This is a genomic window from Ectobacillus panaciterrae DSM 19096, assembly GCF_000430785.1.
In the GTDB taxonomy this organism is placed as follows: domain Bacteria; phylum Bacillota; class Bacilli; order Bacillales; family Bacillaceae_G; genus Ectobacillus; species Ectobacillus panaciterrae.
Map to the genome: position 1 here is coordinate 1 of NZ_AUMR01000078.1, position 20,761 is coordinate 20,761.

The window sequence follows — 20,761 nt, forward strand, 5'->3', positions numbered from 1 at the left end:
AGGTTTGTATTGAATAAGGCTCCACTCCCTATATTTGGAAACTTATTAATTTTCTGATAACATATTGCAAATAAAAACCTTCAGCAGCTCTCTGAAGACTCATAACGTTAGTTATAATTTTTGAAAACAAAATAGCATATTTTTTGGATTGATACTTGTTCAAAAGCTTGTTTGATTATCTTTTCGATTGTCTGTGTCTGCTTCTTGAAAGAAATTACGTACTTCATTAGTAGTTAAACCATTTTTCTTAGCTTCAAGAATTAATTTAAGCCATTCTAAATCAATAGGTTCACAATTTTGATGCTCAATTAATAATTCAATTTGTCCCTTCATTCCTTTGCCCCCCATGGTAGCAACTCAGGCATCATAGTGGAAATGTTTCTACCACCTTAGACCCCTAGCTTTGTGTCCCCATCTTTTAATAAGTTCGCTTTTCTAATGTATTAAGCGTTTTCAATTAATCTTCATATTTGAATTTTATTAAAAATAGGATCTATTGTCATCAAAAATTAATTACTAATTTCGGCATACCTTATATATGTGAGGTTTACATAACATAATTTATCGGAATTAGGTAACATGTAAGACGCAGGTATGAGTCGAATAATCTCCGAATATATAAGTGAGCGAAAATTTGAGGAGGGGTTTTTATATGTACGAAAACGTGAAAGCGAAAGCACGATTAGCATCGATATTACAGGAACGAGGGTTAAGCGAGGAAGAGTTTGCGCTTAAAGCTGGCGTACGATTGACAACTATTCAAAGATTCGATAGAACGGCACGGCACGATCTAACACGCCTTGTGCGGATAGCGAGAGCGCTCGAAATACAAATCGAGGATCTAATCGTAGTTGAAACGGAAGCTGAGGCTCGCTAACGGAGCATTGTATACAAGCCGCCCTTCATGGGCATTTCAAAAAATCAGGTGAGAGGCCTCTTTTCAGCGTTGGCTTTAAACCTCAAACGAATGGTCAACGCCCTTTCTTAGAAGGCATTGAGTAATACGAATAGGTGCAAAATAGAGAAAAACGAAAAGAAAAACATAGAAAAAGGGGGAGCGCTTTGCGCTCCCCCCTTTTGTCAACAGCCCCTCTTTTGGGTGGCTGTTCTTATTTTAGTATAGACTTAAGGCTTGTAAATAAAATTATATCCGCCGCTAATGCGAGCGTACGTCACTTTTCCTGGCACAAGCAAAAACCAGCAGATATATGGACCTTTTCCGTTTAATTGTATTTTTATCTGGGAGTAACTATCTTGTCACTTACTGCATTTACCTTCGGTGTTGCAATAGGTTTACTTTAGTAGGCAGATGAAAGGGTAGTGCCAGTGTAATAAAAGTCTAAAATTTCTTTATAGGTTTTACCTAATTCACCCATTTTCTTAGCTCCATATTGGCTCATGCCAACACCGTGACCGTTACCTTTTCCTTTGATGGTAATTGATGCTTCATTCTCGGATGTTTCTGTAACGAGATAACTTGTTATGACCCCATTGTCAATGATAGATTTAATTTTTGAAGCTGTTGCACCTGTGAAATCTAAACGTTTAACCAACAATTTTCCATCTGCACCAAATTCATCTTTAATCATATATTCAATGCTTAAATCACCTTTTGTAACACGTCCGCCAGATGAGGGAGCATATAATGCTAATTTAGGAATGCTTACAATTTTAATGTCTTTACCTACATATCCATTTGCTGACATCCATGTTTTGATGTTATTACTAATGTTCGTGTCTTTTTCACTCGCCGTGTCCCACCACAAGCTTGGATTTGTCAAATCTTTATCGGACAAATCTATCTGCACCTTTTGAAGAGAGAACTCCCATGCTTTTGCTATGTCATATGGATCGTCTTTAATTGTGAAATACGGCAGTGGAGAACTTCCCCAAGCATTCGCATTAGATTCTGTCTTTCCGCCATTGCTTGCTGAAAATACAGCATTAATTAATGAACCATTATATTTCAACACTTGACCGAACGTTTCAGCTACCGCTTGGTTGCTGTTTTTATACCAAGTGTCACTAGTATAACCGCCATACACTTGATAACTGGTCGTATCATTAATCACTTTGTTATTATAGCTCAAGGCATATGTTCTGGCTGCTACCGCTTGGGCTTTTAATGCCTCCAGATTCCAATAAGCGGGCATCTCCATTGGAACAACACCTTTCACATAATCCTCTACAGGCAATGTATTAATTGGTTGAACATATTTTCCGCTGTCATTTGTGAATGAAAAGTTGCCTAAATAACTTTTCCCGTTAATAGATAATAGAGAACCGTATTTGGAAGGAGTAACCTCAAAACTAGGAAATGTACCTAAATTTTGAGTTCCTTTATTTAGCGAAACTCCATCATTTGTAGCCTTAACTTGATACTCCACATTAGCTTCTAATTTCAAGTCCGTATTTTTTACTAAATAAATATCAGAAGGCTTTATAGTAATCTCATTTTTGTTTCTTAAATCCTTTACTAATTTCACTGAAACGGTTGGTTCTGTTTCTCCAGCCTTGACATCAGTAAAAAAAGAAAGTGGGGAAGAAACAATTGTAAAAACTAGTAAAAATATAAATAACCTTTTCATTCTTTCCTTTTCCCCCTACCTTAATATAGTATTTTCTCTTTCTAAAACTGTCATTTCTTATATCAATTTTTCGTTTTATCAAGAAATTATAGAAAATTATACCATGAAAAATGAAATATTCTTAATTTTCATAGGGAATCTAGTAGAAATTACAATTATTCTGCTGTTTCTGTCGAAGTTTATAATCATTGAATAGATCATATAATAGTAATTTCATGTTTTACAATAAAATAGTTGTTTTTCAATTACAGTAGAATTAAAATAAATAAATGTGAACATTTTCACAATTATTAAGAGGTCTACATATGTTTAGTAGAACTTAGGTAAACTTTATTCCTCTGTATAATCAGAGGTCAAATTACACATGAGAACAATATATAGCAAAGGAGGACTTTTTCTATGTCTCAAGCAACTACTCAACAATCACCGACACAAGAAGCTTCTATTGTCGAAAGTCAGGCAGTAAATAGCGGACAAAACGATGTGCTTGATCAATTGTTAAAACCGGAAATACAAGAGTCTTTAACTGTTCTTGTAGAAAACCTGCCAAAGCTGGCGGAAATGGTGACTTTTCTGACCAAATCATATGATGTTGCGCAATCTCTTTTAACTGATCGCGTGCTATTCGATGATTTGGTAGGCGGCATGCAGGAATTCGTAAAACCGGTTGAAGAAAAGGTTAAGGAGTGTGCGGCGGCAGCTATTGAAGCGAATGACCGGGCAGCTAATCAAACAACGACGGTTGGCCTATTCGGCTTATTGCGAATGATGAAAGACCCGCAGGTACAAAAGCTGTTCCGTTTTGCACAGGCATATTTAGATATTATGTCTGCACAGCCAAAACAACGGTAAGGCTTTCCTGATTTCGATAAAAGTGCAAACGGAGGAAGGATCATGTCAAAACATATTTTAATTTTGGGCGGCGGCTACGGCGGATTGCTCAGCGCGTTGACAGCACGTCAGCATTTAAGTGCTGAAGAGGCTTCCATTACGGTCGTAAACCGCTTTCCGACCCATCAAATCATTACAGAATTGCATCGTCTAGCTGCAGGTAACTTATCAGAGAAAGCTGTAGCATTGCCGCTGGAAAAATTGCTTCGCGGCAAAAACATTGATTTGAAGATTGGTAGTGTCCAAGAAATTTCACCTGATAACCACCAAGTTTCTCTTGCCGATGGCACAAAACTGAACTATGACTTGCTTGTAGTAGCGCTCGGCAGCGAAACAGCTTACTTTGGCATTCCAGGCCTTCAAGAGCATAGCTTTATTCTGAAGTCCGTAGACGATGCCAATCGTTTGCGTGAGCATGTTGAATCCTGTATTCTCGAATACAGCAAAACAAAAAACAAAGCAGACGCGACAATTATTGTCGGAGGCGGCGGCCTTACCGGTATTGAATTGATTGGTGAGTTTGCGGACTTAATGCCGCAGCTATGCCGCCAGTACGGTGTAGACCATAAAGAAATTTCGCTATATTGCGTTGAGGCGGCACCGACCGTTCTGCCAGGATTCCCTGCTGAATTGGTAGAACGTACACAAACTAGCCTTGCGGCGCGCGGTGTGGAATTTATAACAGGTACACCGGTTACGAAGATGGAACAGTTCGCTGTTGAGTTGAAAGATGGCAGAACGATCGAAACGAAAACGATGGTGTGGACAGGCGGCGTTCAAGGTAATTCTGTCGTTGCGAATTCAGGAATTGAAGTGAATCGCGGACGTGCGCTCGTAAACGAATTCCTTCAATCTACATCCCATCAAGACGTATTCCTTGCCGGCGACAGCGCAGTCGTTATGGGCCCTGAAGGACGCCCGTATCCTCCTACAGCGCAGTTAGCATGGCAAATGGGTGAAACGGTTGGCTATAACTTGTTCGCTTACCTTAAAGGCGGCGCAATGGAAGAATTAACTCCTGTTTTCTCCGGAACATTAGGAAGCCTTGGCCGTAAAGATGCAATCGGTACAATCGGTGGAAATAAAACGCAATTAAAAGGTTTACCGGCATCATTAATGAAAGAAGCAAGTAATGTTCGTTATCTGTCCCATATTAAAGGACTATTTGCTTTAGCGTATTAATTTGGTTGAAGACCCCCGCTTAGCAGAACTTGAAGCGGGAGTATTTTCTTGCCGAAATGATAAAAAAGGACAGCGCTACCAGTGAGAGTAAGGGCTGTCCTTTTTTTGTAATAATTTGGTTGTGATTAGGTTAATTTTATATTAACATAATACATTTGAGTTGTAAATGAATTTGGATCAGTTATAACAGTTACTACTTTGCTTGACACTCCTACGGCTCAGTGGAATTCTATATACAAGTGAATAAAAAAGCCGTCTATTTATAGTGGGGAGAGATCATCTGGCGACGTGCAGAAGCGGTCAACCCTTTGTAGTGGTTCATGCAAGAGTAAACTAGAGAGAAGAAGCATACAATACTCTTTTTTGGTTACGCCTAGCACATGGAAAGGACAAATTTATAATTCACTCATATCTAGTTTCTTCTATAATATATTCTTTATAGAGAATCCTAATATATTGTTTCTTCTATAATATATTCTTTATGAAAAATCCTGATATATTGTTTTTTCTATAATATAGTATTTATAAAACTTAACAAAAAAATAACAAAAAATTATAATATATGCATTCGACAAATCACAACAAAGTTAGCCCTTGAAACGGGAGGTTATCGGCAGGTAGTAGTTGGATAAATTTTAGTTCATGAATGTAGATATAACACAGTTAAAAACTTAATGTTCACAAATGATGGACAGAATGGGATAATAAGAACATATTGTTTTAGTGGTATGACCACACCAAAAGGAGTGAAGCGTATGTTAGATATTGAACAAATCAAAGAAATTATCCCGCACCGTTATCCGTTCCTTCTTGTTGATCGGATTCTCGAAGTAGAAGAAGGCAAGCGCGCCATCGGCATTAAGAACGTCACTGCGAACGAAGAGTTCTTTAACGGACATTTCCCTGGGTATGCTGTTATGCCGGGTGTTCTGATCGTTGAAGCATTGGCTCAAGTCGGTGCAGTCGCTGTTCTGAAGAAAGAAGAAAACCGAGGCAGGCTCGCTTTCTTCGCCGGAATCGAAAGCTGCCGCTTCAAAAAGCAAGTGCGCCCGGGCGACCAGCTTCGCCTTGAAGTCGAAATGACACGCGTACGCGGACCTATAGGCAAAGGAAAAGCAGTCGCAACCGTTGACGGTGAAGTTGCATGTGAAGCAGAAATCACATTCGCATTAGGTGATAAACAAGAATAAAAACCGTGGCTTCCACGGTTTTTTTATTGCACTTTTATTACATGTATATTACTTCACGAAGTAAAGTGCTGTCGAAAACGTTTTCAAAGGAAAATAATTAGCACTTTAAACAACTTACAAAATTTGTATTGTAAATGTACAGAAATATATGTATGATTGTCTATGTGTTTATTACCAATTACTTGCTCAAACCCCAAATTGGCAAATGGATTTTCTTCATCTAAATATTGAGAAATGAATAAATAGAGATTTATAAAATTTTACAATTATTACATTGTAAAAAAATTGGATTAGAGGTATTATTTTCTTTGTTGAATGCTTGCAGTTATATAGTAAGTTCGACGGATATTCATTTACAAAAATGAAAAATATATTTTAAAAACATAACCATATTCATTGGTTTAATAGTATAATAATTTTTGTGTAATCAAAATGTAATATAATTATGTTACAAATAACTGTGTTAAAAATAACTTAACTTGTAAGATAACTTAACTTATAAAATAACTAAACTTTCAAAATACATACTGGAGGAAATTATGGAAGAAACGATTAGCCTAAAGGAATTATTTCTTGTTTTACGTAAACGATTGTCTATGATTATCGGCATCACCTTTGTAGTTGCATTAGTAAGCGCCATTGTCAGCTTTTACTTTATCACACCGATTTACCAATCTTCGACGCAGATTCTTGTGAATCAGAAGAAAAAGGATAACAGTGTTGTTCAATATAATGAAGTTCAAACAAACGTTGGGCTAATTAACACATATAGTGTAATTATGAAAAGTCCTGCCGTTCTAGATAAAGTGAGAGATACACTTAAATTGGATATGTCTGCAGAAGAGTTAAATAAAAAAATAAATGTGGCAAGTGAAAAGGATTCCCAAGTCTTTTCTGTCACAGTTCAAGATTCAAATCCAAAACTAGCAAAAGATATTGCAAATACAACCGCTACTGTTTTTAAAGAAGAAATTGCAAATATCATGAGCGTTGATAACGTTACAATCCTGGCAAAAGCAGAAGTTGCAAAAGGACAATCACCAATTAAGCCTCGTCCGATGCTAAACGTTGCGATTGCGCTTGTGGTTGGTTTAATGGCGTCTGTCGGACTAGCATTCCTATTGGAATACTTGGACAACACGATCAAAAAAGAACAAGATATTGAAACAATCCTCGAACTCCCAGTGCTCGGCGTCATTGTCCAAATGGAAGAAGAAAGCACGGTAAAAGGATTAGTTGCAACGAAAGCGAGGGAGCATACAGTTGGTTCTTAAACGAAAGAAATTCCAAAACACAGTCCGAAACTTAATCGCTTATAAGCAGCCGAAATCACCTGTATCCGAACAATACCGCAACGTACGGACAAACATCCAGTTCGCGTCAGTCGATACAGATATTCGCTCCTTCGTCGTTACATCATCAAGCCCGGCAGAAGGAAAAACAACAACAACAGCCAACCTAGCTGTCGTATTTGCCCAGCAAGGCAAAAAAGTATTGTTAGTGGACGGAGATATGAGAAAACCAACCCTTCATACGATGTTCGGTGTAGACAACGTCTTCGGTTTAACAAGTGTTCTTTCCAAGCAAAACACATTCGAAAAATGCGTCCGCAAAACAGATGTGGACAACCTGGACTTCCTACCATGCGGCGCGATTCCGCCAAACCCGGCAGAGTTGCTTGGTTCAAGCAAAATGGAAGAACTGCTTCATGAACTCTATAATAAGTACGATTTAGTTATCATTGACACACCGCCTGTATTGGCAGTAACAGATGCACAAGTACTGGCAAACCTAGCCGACGGCATCGTTATGGTTGTCCGCAGCGGTCAAACAGAAAAAGAAGCTGCCGTTAAAGCAAAAGGCTTACTGCAAAATGCGAAAGGCAAACTGCTTGGTGTTGTCTTAAACGCAAAAGTGCTAAAAGATGGTGAGTACTACTATTACGGTTCTCAACAATAAAAAGGATGAGGAGAGAGTTGCGATGATTGACTTGCATTGTCACATCTTACCCGGCGTCGATGACGGCCCCGAAACAATGGAAGAAAGCATACAAATGGCAAAAGAGGCTGTCAAACAAGGCATCCACACAATTGTCGCAACCCCTCACCATCAAACTTCTAGCTATATGAATGAAAAGAAAACAATTATTCACAAAGTTAATGAAATTAACGAAATATTTAAAAACAACGATATCACATTAACAATCATGCCCGGCCAAGAAGTGCGCCTCTACGGTGAGCTTATAGGAGATTACGAATCCGGTACAATTCAAACCTTAAACGAAACGAACAAATACGTCCTAGTCGAATTTCCAGCAAACCATGTACCGCGATATGCAGAATCTTTACTGTACGACATGCAGCTAAAGGGACTGACCCCTATCATAGCACATCCAGAACGAAACGCAGCCATTATTGAACGCTCTAGCGTTTTATATAAATTAATTGAAAAAGGCGCCCTAGCACAGCTCACAGCCGCAAGCCTAACAGGGGATTTCGGCAAAAACATCAAAAAATTCTCCATGCAGCTCATAGAACATAACCTTGTACATATGTTGGCATCCGATGCTCATAACATCACAAATCGGCCGTTTAAGCTAAGAGACGCATATGGCACGTTAGAAAAAGAATTTGGAGCCGAAACACTCTATTTATTCCAAGAAAATGTTTACTCGATTATAGCAGGAAAGCCAGTATACAAGTCAGATCCGGAACCGGTACGAAGAAGAAAATTATTCGGAATCTTCTAAAAGGATAGTGAAGTATTTAAATGGGGCATGTCTAGTTTCACCGGCTAGGTGCTGCCACCAGAGAACCTCACCCACAAAAAGGCAAAAAGCGTCTTTTAGGGGTGAGAACCTCTGGTTCTGCACCTGAACGAGCCGGCTGCACTTTTCTTGATGTCTAGCTCCATTGGCTAGCTCCTCCTGTCAGAGAACCTCCCCCCATAAAGGCAAAAAGCGCCTTTTTGGGGAGAGAACCTCTGGTTCTGCACCTGAACGAGCCGGCTCCGCTTTTCTTCATGTCCAGCTCCGCCGGCTAGCTCCTCCTGTCAGAGAACCTCCCCCCATAAAGGCAAAAAGCGCCTTTTTGGGGAGAGAACCTCTGCCTTCCGGAGCTGAACGAGCCGATTCCGCTTTTCTGATGATGAAACGGTGATGTCTCCTTACCGCTATCAATGGAGGTACTCGGTCATACTGTGGGTAAATGTGTTTTACCTTAGACGCGCGTCGTCAAGAGTATGGTGTGAGGTTGGGTTTAATGCCCGTTTTTAGTTTTTATACATAAATAGAAACTTTAGCTATGTTGTTGTGATGTACGACCATATAGCTAAGTTTTTTATTTTTAAATTGTTATATAACACTTAAAAGGATACAAGGGGGATTTATTTTGAAGAAAGTAAGAAAAGCCATTATACCAGCAGCGGGATTAGGAACAAGATTTTTGCCCGCAACAAAAGCAATGCCAAAGGAAATGCTTCCGATTGTAGATAAGCCAACGATTCAATACATAGTAGAAGAAGCAATTGAGTCTGGAATTGAAGACATCATTATCGTAACGGGAAAAGGAAAGCGTGCGATTGAAGATCATTTTGACCATGCTTTTGAGTTGGAGCAAAATCTTTTAGAAAAAGGTAAATATGAAATTCTAGAAAAAGTACAAGAATCTTCCAAAGTAAACATTCACTATATTCGTCAAAAAGAACCAAAAGGACTTGGACATGCCGTTTGGTGCGCGAAAAACTTTATTGGTGATGAGCCATTTGCGGTACTTCTTGGTGACGATATTGTACAGGGGGAAACACCGTGCCTTCGTCAATTAATGGACGAATATGAACAAACACAGGCTTCTGTGATCGGTGTACAAACTGTAGGAGATCATGAGACGCACCGTTACGGTATTATTGATCCATCAGCACAAAGTGGTCGCCGCTATCAAGTAAGTCAATTTGTAGAAAAACCAGCTCCAGGAACAGCGCCTTCTAATTTAGCAATTATGGGCCGCTATGTGTTAACACCGGAAATCTTTATGTTCTTAGAAGAGCAACAAGTTGGTGCAGGCGGAGAGATTCAATTGACTGATGCGATCCAGCGTTTGAATGAGATTCAACGCGTGTTTGCTTATGACTTTGCAGGAAAACGTTATGATGTTGGGGAGAAATTAGGATTTATTCAGACATCTATTGAGTTTGCATTGCAGCATGAAGATTTAAAAGAGGACCTACTCAAGTTTATGAACGGAGTATTGGAAGGACAAAAAATGACACTATAAATGTAAGGTGGGATAGGTATGGACGTGGTAAAAGTAGCAAACAGAAGTGTATCGCAGCCAGAATCCCAACTGCTCAGTAAACAAGAAGTAAATGAACGGAAACTGTATTTGTTTATAAAAAGATGCATCGATTTTATCGGTGCATCTTGTGGTCTTATCATATTATCTATTCTATTTATTCTAGTAGCTCTTGCCATTAAAATGGAAGATCCAAAAGGACCTGTGTTTTTTAAGCAAAAACGTGTTGGAAAAGATGGCAAAGAATTTGATATGTACAAATTTCGTTCAATGGTTACAGACGCAGAGGAGCGGCTGCAGGAGCTTCTAAAGCATAATGAAGTGTCCGGCGCCATGTTTAAAATGAAGCATGACCCGAGAGTAACAAGGATGGGAAGGTTTATTCGTAAAACTAGCATTGATGAGCTCCCACAATTTATTAATGTGTTAAAAGGAGACATGAGTTTAGTAGGGCCTCGTCCTCCTTTACCTCGTGAGGTAGCGCAGTACACAGCTTATGATATGCAACGCCTACTTGTTACACCTGGTTGTACAGGTCTATGGCAAGTCAGTGCACGTAATACAGTTGGATTTGAAGGAATGGTAAAGCTAGATTTGCAGTACATCCAAAATAGAAGCCTGTTGTTTGATATTAAATTGATTTTTAAGACAGTATTTCTATTGTTTGGTTCGAAAAGTGCATTTTAATATGATGAAGCTATTACTTTAAGAGTTTAGAATATAAACGCCGAAATAGTAATTTTATTGGTTAGAACTTTTAAAATTAGTTACATATTGAAATACGATGTTAGTAGAAAAGTTATGTATATGCTCTAATTAGTATTTCAAAGTATGGCGTTTACTAGGGGGAAGTAAAAATATGAACATAGCAGTGGTAGGAACGGGTTATGTAGGATTAGTTACTGGTGTAGGTTTATCCGAAATCGGACATAATGTTATTTGCATAGATACTGATGAAAACAAAGTACAGAAAATGAAAGAAGGAAAGTCGCCTATATATGAACCAGGTTTAGATGAGCTAATGGTGAAAAATATTGAAGCGGGGCGTCTTCATTTTACCACTCAACACGCAGAGGCTTTTAAAGAAGTAGATGTTATTTATATAGCAGTTGGAACACCTGAGAATGAAGATGGAACTGCAAATTTAACCTATATTAACCAAGTAGCCCAACAAATTGCTCAAATTATTAAAAAGGATATTGTTGTAGTAACTAAGAGTACAGTACCTGTAGGAACAAATCATTACATTAAAAAGAAATTGAAAGAAAATGTATCATCTCATTTAAATGTAGAAGTAGTTTCAAATCCTGAATTTCTACGTGAAGGTTCAGCTGTTTATGACATTTTTCATGGAGATCGGATTGTCATTGGTGCAGACAATAAAAAAGCAGGAGAAATAATTCGTAAAGTAAATGAACCGTTTGGAATTCCAATCTTTGAAACAGATATTAGAAGTGCTGAAATGATTAAATATGCTTCCAATGCATTTTTAGCTACTAAAATTAGTTTCATAAATGAAATAGCAAATATTTGTGAAAAAGTAGGTGCGGATGTAGAAGAAGTTGCTTTTGGAATGGGGATGGATTCACGTGTAGGTAATCAATTCCTAAAAGCCGGAATTGGTTATGGTGGATCATGCTTCCCTAAAGATACAAAGGCTTTAAAGAAAATTGCTGAGAATGTCGAGTATGATTTTAGTTTATTGAGTGCAGTAATTGAGTTTAACAATAAGCAACAGCGCAAACTTATTGATCAAGCTTTAAAAGATTTTTCATCTTTAGAAGGTAAAACTATTGGTGTTTTAGGGTTAGCGTTTAAGCCAAATACTGATGATATCCGTGAAGCTGCATCACTCGCTATTATTCCAGAGTTAATTAAAATGGGAGCTAATGTAAAAGCGTATGATCCTGTAGCAATAGAAAATGCAAAAAAAGTTCTGCCTGAAGAAGTACAATATGTAGGAAGTGCTTTAGAGGCTATTGAGGGTACAGATTTAGTATTTATCTTAACGGAATGGGATGAGATTAAGTCCTTGCCATTAGAAATATTTGCAGAAAAAATGAAGTCTGCGTTTGTATATGATGGACGAAATTGCTTTAGTCTTAAAGTTGTGCAAGAGCATGAGATAAATTATTATTCAATAGGCAGACGACTATCCAATAAACAAGATTTAATCATTGAGAGTAAATAATTCAAAATTAATCAAAAGATAAAAAGGTAGCATGCATTTAAAATTTCTACCTTTTTATTTTTTGATGCAAACGAAAGAGGGAGAATTTTAAAGATATGTTTTGTCGCTTCATCTGGGGGACATTTAGAGCAACTCATGATGCTTTATCCTATGATGAAGAAACATGATAGTTTTATTTTGACAGAAAGAACTAATTATGAATTTAATTCAAAAGATATAAATAAGTGAGGATTCCAATAATGGAAAGAGAACAAATTAATATATTTGGTATTAATTTTGACAACTTAGACATGTGTAATGCGTTAAAGACTATAGATGAATTAATTGTTACGAACAAAAGTATAGGCTCCAACAGTTTTGTTGTTACACCTAATGTGGACCATCTAGTTAATATAAATAAAAATAAAGCTTTTAAGAAGGCGTATGAAAAGGCTAGCTTAAGGCTGGTGGATGGTATGCCTATAGTAATAGTATCTAGACTATTTAACAAACCATTTAAGTCAAAATTATCAGGTGCAGATTTAACACCAAAGTTACTTGAGCTTGCATATGAAAAGAATTATAAAGTCTTTATCTTTGGTTCACAGCCAGGAGTTGCAGATGAGGTTGTGAAAAAATGTAAAAAAGAATTTGGAGTAGATTTTAACATTGGAAGTTATTCTCCCCCATTTGGGTTTGAAAATGATACTACTGAACTTAAGAAAAGCCTAAACAAAATAAATGAGTTTTCTCCTGATATATTATTTGTATCTTTAGGTTCACCTAAAGGAGAACTCTTTATTGCTAATAATTTAGATTCATTAAAGGTTCCTGTAAGTATTCAAGTTGGGGCAGCTATTGATTTTATGGCTGGAACAGTAAAGAGAGCACCATTGTGGATGCAAAAACTTTGTTTAGAATGGTTTTATCGTTTTCTTAAAGAGCCTAGGAGAATGTTTAAAAGGTACTTTGTTAACGATTTGTATTTTGTGAAACTGATTCTAAAGGAATTAACGAAATAGTGGTCAAATTGTATGTTTAACATAAAATTTACTTACCAATTCCATAATTCGAGTTTTTAGAAATCTTTAGATGTATAAAAAACATGAGAAAGTGGAGAATAAGGTGAAGGCAGAAAAACAAAGTATTACTAAGATATTAATGGTTGGTTCTAGTTTGAATGTTAAAGGAGGTATGACTACTGTAGTAGAATCCTTTTTACGCCATAATTTTGGGGATGATATTGTTCTTAAATATATTCCGACGCATATAGAGGGTGTCGGGAAGATTCAAAAAACGCTTTATTTTTTGATGAGATTAATTGAAATTTGTGGTCAGCTAGTTTTTGGGAAAGTGAAAATTGTACACATGCATATGTCGGAAAGAGGAAGTTTTAGCAGAAAATACATTGTTTTTAGACTAGCTAAATTTTTTAATAAACAAGTAATTACTCATACCCATGGTGCGGAATTTAAAGACTTTTACGAAAAAAGCAGTAGTAACTTGAAAGTAAAAATACATAAGTTATTAAAGGGGTCTAATGTAGTAATTACTTTAGGAGAAAGTTGGAATAAGATAATAAAACAGATAGAACCAGAGTCGAATACCTTTATATTAAGGAATTCTGTTCAAATTCCGGTTAATAAAAATGCGATTAATAATGAGAGAATAAAGATATTATTTCTAGCTGTCTTAATTAAACGAAAAGGAATTTTGGATTTAATAGAGGCTTCAAAAGAAATAATTAAAGAACTCGAAAAAAACAACAAGCAAGTTGAATTTGTTATTGCAGGTGATGGTGAACTAGCGGAATCCGCCAAAGCGTTAGTTGTCAAATTGGGATTAAACTCATATTTCAAGTTTGTAGGTTGGGTTAATAATGAACAAAAGCATAACCTTTTACGAGAAACAGACTTGTTTATATTGCCATCATATAATGAAGGATTGCCAATGTCTATCTTAGAAGCGATTAGTTATGGTATACCGGTAATATCAACTAATGTAGGGAGTATAAATGAGGCAGTTAGGAATGGAGAGAATGGCTTCCTTCTAAATGCCGGTGATAAGGATCAGTTAACCGAATATACACTTAAACTTCTAATGGGATCGGACTTTTATAAGATGGGTGCAAGGGCAAGAGAAATAGCGGAAAACTTTTTTAATATTGATAGCTATTTTGAAACAATAAAAAATCTCTACTTAGCATTAAATAAATCAATGATTTCTGGTGAGAAAAATGGGACTAAGTAATTTATTGATGAAGTTAAAATTAATTAGGCTAAAAAGAAGAGGTCTAAAGATAGGCGAAAACTGTAAAATTTATGACACTCACATTGATTACGGCCATTGTTTTTTAATAGAAATAGGAAATGATGTTACTATTACTAATAGTTCTATTCTTGCACACGATGCATCAACTAAACATAGTCTTGGTAAAACTAAGGTCGGGAAAGTAAAAATAGGAAATAGGGTTTTTATTGGATGGGGTAGTATAGTATTTCCAAATGTAAAAATAGGAGACGATGTTATAGTAGCTGCAGGAAGTGTAGTCAATAGAGATATACCAAGCGGATGTGTGGTTGCCGGAGTTCCAGCTAAAATCATGGGAAAAACTAGTGAGTATATAGAAAAAAGCAGAGAAATTATGGAAAGTGTACCTGTATTTTCAACTCCTTGGGACCAAAAAACTAAAGGTGAGATACAGGAGATGCGTGAGAAGTTAGAAGATAGTATTGGATTTGACGATTAGATTAAAGTATGTGCTAGATTAACTAGTAAAACTAGTAAAACTAGAAAAACGAATATTGTAAATTCTTATTTCGGGAAATAAATAACTTCTGAAAAGTTCTAAGATCAGATACCTGTGTAATAGTAAGTCTCTGGAAGAGGACGAGCAAAACCCATAAAGATTCCTAATCTCCTAATGGTCTTCCTACTGAATAATACTTGATCCCTTATTTTTTAGCTATTATAAATTTAAACAATTCTTCCATGAAATATTATTGGCTTTCATAATATTAGTAGTATCTAATAAATAAATTGCTTTCATTTAAGTTAGCAAAAATGATTCGCTGAGGCGTCAATAAAAATGGACTGTAAAATGATAATGATTTTATATATAACGGATTAGTTGTAGAGGAAGTGAACTATAGTGAAAATATTATTTGTTGTTGATCAGTTTCCTAAGTTATCGGAAACCTTTGTTTTAAATCAAATAACGGGTTTGATTGATCAAGGTCATGAAGTTGAAATACTAGCTCAAAAACCAAGAAGTAAAGAAGTGTTCCATGAAGACATAAAAAAATATTCTTTAATTAATAAAACGATTTACTACAATGTGCCCTCAAAAAAAGAAGATATATTAAAAGAAAGTTTTAGGTTTTTATTTAATAAATTTTTTAATAATCCAATTTTACTATTTAAAAGTTTAAATTTCCTTAAGTATGGGAAGGAAGCTCTATATTTGAGACATATATTGGTTCTTAAAGACTTAATTTCTGAGAAACGACCGTTAGAGTATGATATTATACATTGTCATTTTGGCCCTAATGGACTTTTAGCTACTATATTAAGGGATTTAGGGATTATAAAAGGAAAGGTTTACACTACATTTCACGGTTATGATATGACAACGTATTTAAAATATAGAGGAAATAATATATATAATTTTCTTTTCTCAAAAGGTGACGTGTTTCTACCAATTAGTGATTTTTGGAAACAAAAACTTAAAACTTTAGGTTGTGAAGAAAGCAAAATTATGATTCACCCTATGGGCGTAGATATTAACAAATTTAGTCCTGTGAAATCCAAACTTAAGGGTACTATTAAGCTGCTATCAGTTGCTAGGTTTGTGGAAAAAAAGGGAATTAAATTCGCAATTGATGCAGTCTCCAAATTAATAAATGAAGGTTACGATGTTGAGTATAGTATTATTGGAGACGGGCCTTTAAAAGCCGAGTTGCAAACTCAGGTGGCAAATTCCAATACTCAAGATAGAATTAAGTTTCTTGGATGGAAAAAACAAGAGGATGCTATACTATTGATTGAGAGATCTGATATATTTTTAGCGCCTAGTATTATAGGAGCTGATGGAGATATGGAAGGAATACCTGTAGTTTTGATGGAGGCAATGGCTATGCAAAAAGTCGTAATCTCTACGTATCATAGTGGTATACCGGAATTGATTATTAATAATGAGAATGGTTTTTTAGTTCCTGAAAAAGATTCAGATGCTATATATGAAAAAATTAAATTTATCATTGAAAATGATAAATATACAGAAAAAATATGCTATTCTGCAAGAGAAAGTATTGAGGATAAACATAACATTACTACGTTAAACAAGAAGCTAGAAAGGCTATTTGAATCGGTTGTATAAATATATAAAAGTACAGAAGATATTAGTCAGTCGCTTAATGGTGAAAAAGAAAAAATACCTATAATTAGGTACATTCTAAGTTGAAATTTACGGGTATGACATTTCTGTTAAAGTTATAAAGATAAAGCACAAAACGGGATTTGTTAATTTAAATTTCCTGTTATGTGGTAAAATATTAAAGTTGTAAAAATGTAAATTGAACTTGAAATGGACTATTTTAAGTTTAATTTACAATCAATGTTCAACCGTAAATAAAGACTGGTGTTAAGGAAAATGGTGGGAAAAATGTCTAGTAAAAATCTGTTCAGGAAGTTCATGGATTATGCTGTGGGAAGTGGGATAGTTCTTATTTTAGGATTCGTTTCCTCCCCTCTTAATACTCGTTTATTTAGCCCGGAAGAATTTGGTAAATTTTCAATGTTTTTGTTATTGGCAAATGTAATAAATGCAATTGTCTTATTAGGATTGGATCAGTCTTTTGTGAGATATTTTTATATAGAAGTTGAGAGTAATAGAGGAAGGCTTTTGTATAGAACTTTTACTTTATCAGTAATTTTCTGTATTTTTATAACAATAATAATTATACTTTTCAAACAAATGTTGCTACAGCAATTATTTAAAGAACAGAATTATCAACTTCTTTTTTTAATCATTTTAAATAATTTCGCTTTACTGTTAAATAGATTTGCCATGTTGGTAATTAGGATGAAACAGAATGGAAAGCTTTTCTCTACATTGCAAATAATACAGAAAATAACAAATATTATCTTTATCCTACTTCTTTTCTTTGTTCTTAATAGAAATTTTCTAATTTTAGTATATGCTACCGTGATATCCAATATACTTGCTACTATAATTGCCATTGTAGCTGAAAGAGACCTGTGGAGTTATAAAAATTTTAGAGGGAAGATAAACACCACCTCTCAAGAACTGTTGAAATATGGAACCCCTCTTATTTTCACCTTTTTAATAACCTGGTTATTTCAATCTAGTGATAGATTATTTATTAAGCATTACCAAGGCTATAAAGAGTTAGGCATATATTCAGCTGCTTTTTCTATAATAGCTCTCCTAAATGCAGTTCAAATGGCATTTTCCATGTTTTGGGTTCCTGTGGCTTATGAGAAATTTGAACAGGACTTAGACAATAAGGCTTTTTTTACGAAGGTTAACAAAATTGTGACTTTTGTGATGTTTTTTATTAGCATTTTAATAGTCCTCTTGAAAGATGTTATTATTCTAATTTTAGGTGAAAGTTATAGACCTGCCAGTAGTATGATACCTTTCTTAGTGTTTATGCCACTTATGTATACTATCTCTGAAACTACAGTGTTAGGTATAAACTTTAAAAAAAAATCAAAATATCATATTATAATAACCTTGTTAACAGCTATAGTTAATCTTATTGGTCATAGTATTTTAATTCCATCTATGGGTGGAATAGGGGCTGCAATATCTACAGGGTTTACTTATATTGTATTCTTCTCTTTAAGAACATTCTTTTCCAAAAAATTGTATACAAACAACTATAATTTAAAGAAATTTTATTTAGTAACCATTAACCTGATTGTTTTTTGTTTTTATGCTACATTTAATTCATTAGACATAATTTGTATTTTATTAGGGATTTTTAATGTAATAACTTTACTCTTTATATACAAGGAAGTTTTAATAGACTCTTTAGTCTTAATAAAGAGAAATAACAAGGTTTTACAAAGATACAATTTAAAGGAGTAGAAATGATGTGACAATCATCTTATTGACTTTACTTTTGTTTTTTTTTATTAGAAAGAAATATGATTATATATTATATCTCTTTATTTTTTCCAATTTAGTGATCCCTAGAAATAATAATTTTGAGGCACTTATTGGGTTTATATCTAAAAATATAATATGGGATACAAGATTATGGCTTTTAATAATTATGAGTTTCATTTTAGCAATTAAGGGAGGAAAGAAACTATTAATTTTTAGCAAAATAGAGATAATAGTTTTTACATCCATTTGGGGTATCCTAATTATAGGAATCCTTATAGGCCGTCAAAACCATAATTCCTATTTAACAAGTGATATAAGATTACTATTAGAGTTTATTTTAACTTATATTGTTTTACAAAAATGGATCAATCTTTTTAGAATAGATTCAAACAAAATAATAAAGACATTTATTATTAGTGGAATTGTATACTCCTGTTTAACTATCTTTATCTATTTATTTTTGAGAGGCAGTTTTTTAGCGTATCTATACGGAGATGTTTATGGAGTTATATGGGGGAATAGGGTTACTTTTCCTAATAATACTGCCCAATATATATTCCTATTTTTATCAATTTATATGATTTTTATCAAAAAAAATAGAATGCTAAATACAATTGCAATATTATTGAATAGCATATCTCTCTTAATGTCTCAAAATAGAACATTAATATCCTTAGGTATTATAATGATCTTTTTTATTTTAATATACCTATTCTTATATAAAGCTATAAATAAAAAAATTACTTCTCTATATGTTGGAATATTATTTTTTACTATTCCTATATTACTATTATTAGGAATAGTTTTAGTAAATTCACCCCTATTAGCTAATAGTGATCTTATTGGAGAGGTATTAAGTAGATTTACTAATGAGGGGTCTGGCTCAGTTGATTATAGAATAGTAACAAATGAATATGCAATTGAAAGTGTACAAAATTCTATTTTGGGAGATGGGCTAGGAAAAGAAATTATGAGTGGCGGAGGTTCTTCTCTCGGAAGTTATAAGGTTTCTTTTGTTGATAATGTTTTTGTAAGTCTATATGTTAAATTAGGTGTAGTTGGAACTTGTTTGGTCGCCTTAATCATAATTTATGGTTTTATTCTAAATTTAAAGGCTTATATAGTATCTAAAGATATATTATTTCTAATTATACTTATAATATATCCAGGATATATTATAAATGCTTCCTATATGACCTCACAGTTTATACACTCTGCGCCGGTATATTTAGCGTATTTTTTACTCTTATTTCTTCCGAAAGAAAGACTTTATCCTGCATTAACAGGTAGTAAGACCTTCATCTCAATGCTTGAAGGAACCAAAGAAACATAGGTGGAGGATTATCTCTCTGTAAAAGCCTAATTTGTTCAACTTCTATCAGTAGGGGGTTCCTTATCCTCTACTGATAGAAGTTGAATTTTATTTTGAGATTATTTAAATTTTAACTGATCAATTCGCTATATAGGGGTACAGAATGGAGGGGATAAATTATGGCTAGAAGTATAAATCCTTTAGTCAGTGTAGTAATTCCTACTTACAATAGAGAACACCAAATAGAAAAGACAATTAAAAGTGTTTTAAGACAAACTTATTCTAATTTTGAGATAATAATTGTTGACGATGCTTCGATCGATAATACAGAAGATGTAGTAAAGTCCATCAGTGATAATAGAATTAAATTTATCAAATTAAAGGAAAATTCTCAAGGAACTCGTCCCAGAAATATAGGTATACAAGAGAGTATTGGAGACTATATAGCCCTATTAGATTCTGATGATGAATGGGTCCCTACAAAGTTAGAAAAGCAACTCCAATTTATAAAAGATTATAACGAAGATAACATCATGTGTTTTACTGATCTTATCCGAAAAAGCGAGAGAAATGAAGAAATTATCAAAAACAAACCTTTGCGAGATAAAGAAGACATTATGGATTATATCTTTATTGGTAATAATTTAGTTCAAACGAGTACATTTTTATTTCCCAGCAAAATAGGTAAAGAAACATTGTTTAATCCTACTTTAAAAAAACACCAGGACTGGGATTTTTGTCTGAGATTAAGAGAGAATAGTGTTAAATTCCTCCTTTTTCCAGAACCCCTGACGATATATAGTGTTGAAGAAAGAGAAGGAAGAATTAGTAACAATGCAAAATACCCTTTATCTTTGGAATGGGGAAATGAAGTAAAGAAACACATTTCAGAAAGAGCTTATCATGCATTTCAAATAATTAGTATTGTAGATTCGCTGATATTGGATGAACAAAAAAAGAAAGCAATGATGTTATATTTAAATGCCTATTTGAAAAGAGCAAT

19 protein-coding genes and 1 riboswitch are annotated in these 20,761 nt (G+C 34.6%); of the genes, 17 read left to right on the forward strand and 2 right to left on the reverse strand.

The genetic code is table 11. From position 1 onward, the window contains the following. Positions 1-159 precede the first annotated feature (159 nt). Positions 160-333: an anti-repressor SinI family protein gene (locus tag H540_RS32280; protein ID WP_155891055.1), complete on the reverse strand. Its 174-nt coding sequence runs from the start codon at positions 331-333 to the stop codon at positions 160-162. A 15-nt stretch (positions 334-348) separates the two neighbouring features. Continuing rightward, positions 349-442: riboswitch (cyclic di-GMP riboswitch) on the reverse strand. A gap of 210 nt (positions 443-652) precedes the next feature. Between H540_RS32280 and H540_RS0117105 the strand changes: the two genes are divergently transcribed. Continuing rightward, positions 653-877 (forward strand): helix-turn-helix domain-containing protein, encoded by a 225-nt coding sequence (locus tag H540_RS0117105; protein ID WP_028401692.1) that lies wholly within the window; start codon positions 653-655, stop codon positions 875-877. A gap of 421 nt (positions 878-1,298) precedes the next feature. On the opposite strand, the gene H540_RS30045 is transcribed toward H540_RS0117105, so the two are convergent. Next, the gene (locus H540_RS30045; protein ID WP_034671271.1) at positions 1,299-2,588 is read right to left on the reverse strand and encodes a SpoIID/LytB domain-containing protein; all 1,290 of its coding nucleotides are present in this window, start codon (positions 2,586-2,588) and stop codon (positions 1,299-1,301) included. A gap of 399 nt (positions 2,589-2,987) precedes the next feature. Between H540_RS30045 and H540_RS0117115 the strand changes: the two genes are divergently transcribed. The 16 genes from H540_RS0117115 to H540_RS0117195 form a co-directional block, all read left to right on the forward strand. Beyond that, entirely contained in the window at positions 2,988-3,440 is a 453-nt protein-coding gene (locus tag H540_RS0117115; RefSeq protein WP_028401693.1) for a DUF1641 domain-containing protein, read from the forward strand. Positions 3,441-3,482: 42 nt separating this feature from the next. Then, positions 3,483-4,661 carry an NAD(P)/FAD-dependent oxidoreductase gene (locus H540_RS0117120; RefSeq protein ID WP_028401694.1) on the forward strand — a complete coding sequence of 393 codons (1,179 nt, stop codon included), beginning with the start codon at positions 3,483-3,485 and terminating at the stop codon, positions 4,659-4,661. A 755-nt stretch (positions 4,662-5,416) separates the two neighbouring features. Then, a complete protein-coding gene (gene fabZ / locus H540_RS0117125; protein ID WP_028401695.1) occupies positions 5,417-5,851 on the forward strand; it encodes a 3-hydroxyacyl-ACP dehydratase FabZ in 435 nt (144 codons plus the stop codon). 539 nt (positions 5,852-6,390) lie between these two features. After that, complete coding sequence (locus tag H540_RS0117130; RefSeq protein WP_028401696.1) at positions 6,391-7,125, forward strand: YveK family protein; 735 nt, start codon at positions 6,391-6,393, stop codon at positions 7,123-7,125. Further along, positions 7,115-7,810 carry a CpsD/CapB family tyrosine-protein kinase gene (locus H540_RS0117135; RefSeq protein ID WP_028401697.1) on the forward strand — a complete coding sequence of 232 codons (696 nt, stop codon included), beginning with the start codon at positions 7,115-7,117 and terminating at the stop codon, positions 7,808-7,810. Before H540_RS0117130 ends, H540_RS0117135 begins: the two co-directional genes overlap by 11 nt. A gap of 22 nt (positions 7,811-7,832) precedes the next feature. Further along, positions 7,833-8,600 carry a tyrosine-protein phosphatase gene (locus tag H540_RS0117140; RefSeq protein WP_028401698.1) on the forward strand — a complete coding sequence of 256 codons (768 nt, stop codon included), beginning with the start codon at positions 7,833-7,835 and terminating at the stop codon, positions 8,598-8,600. A 640-nt stretch (positions 8,601-9,240) separates the two neighbouring features. Next, a complete protein-coding gene (galU, locus tag H540_RS0117150; RefSeq protein ID WP_028401699.1) occupies positions 9,241-10,122 on the forward strand; it encodes a UTP--glucose-1-phosphate uridylyltransferase GalU in 882 nt (293 codons plus the stop codon). 18 nt (positions 10,123-10,140) lie between these two features. After that, positions 10,141-10,827, forward strand: a complete 687-nt coding sequence (locus H540_RS0117155) for a sugar transferase (protein WP_028401700.1) — start codon at positions 10,141-10,143, stop codon at positions 10,825-10,827. A 172-nt stretch (positions 10,828-10,999) separates the two neighbouring features. Beyond that, a complete protein-coding gene (locus tag H540_RS0117160) occupies positions 11,000-12,331 on the forward strand; it encodes a UDP-glucose dehydrogenase family protein (protein WP_028401701.1) in 1,332 nt (443 codons plus the stop codon). Positions 12,332-12,570: 239 nt separating this feature from the next. Continuing rightward, positions 12,571-13,332 (forward strand): WecB/TagA/CpsF family glycosyltransferase, encoded by a 762-nt coding sequence (locus H540_RS0117165; RefSeq protein ID WP_028401702.1) that lies wholly within the window; start codon positions 12,571-12,573, stop codon positions 13,330-13,332. Positions 13,333-13,435: 103 nt separating this feature from the next. Beyond that, entirely contained in the window at positions 13,436-14,560 is a 1,125-nt protein-coding gene (locus H540_RS30050) for a glycosyltransferase (protein WP_162144541.1), read from the forward strand. After that, on the forward strand, positions 14,547-15,059 hold the full coding sequence (locus H540_RS0117175; RefSeq protein ID WP_051317156.1) for an acyltransferase: 513 nt from the start codon (positions 14,547-14,549) through the stop codon (positions 15,057-15,059). The genes H540_RS30050 and H540_RS0117175 overlap by 14 nt, the downstream gene beginning before the upstream one ends. 402 nt (positions 15,060-15,461) lie before the next feature. Then, the gene (locus H540_RS0117180; RefSeq protein ID WP_028401704.1) at positions 15,462-16,688 is read left to right on the forward strand and encodes a glycosyltransferase; all 1,227 of its coding nucleotides are present in this window, start codon (positions 15,462-15,464) and stop codon (positions 16,686-16,688) included. 315 nt (positions 16,689-17,003) lie between these two features. Beyond that, complete coding sequence (locus tag H540_RS30055; protein WP_211241904.1) at positions 17,004-18,425, forward strand: oligosaccharide flippase family protein; 1,422 nt, start codon at positions 17,004-17,006, stop codon at positions 18,423-18,425. A 7-nt stretch (positions 18,426-18,432) separates the two neighbouring features. After that, positions 18,433-19,779, forward strand: coding sequence for an O-antigen polymerase (locus H540_RS0117190; RefSeq protein ID WP_028401705.1), 1,347 nt, complete (start codon positions 18,433-18,435; stop codon positions 19,777-19,779). Between the two features lie 158 nt (positions 19,780-19,937). Further along, a partial coding sequence (locus H540_RS0117195; protein WP_034671270.1) for a glycosyltransferase family 2 protein occupies positions 19,938-20,761 on the forward strand: 824 nt, incomplete at its 3' end.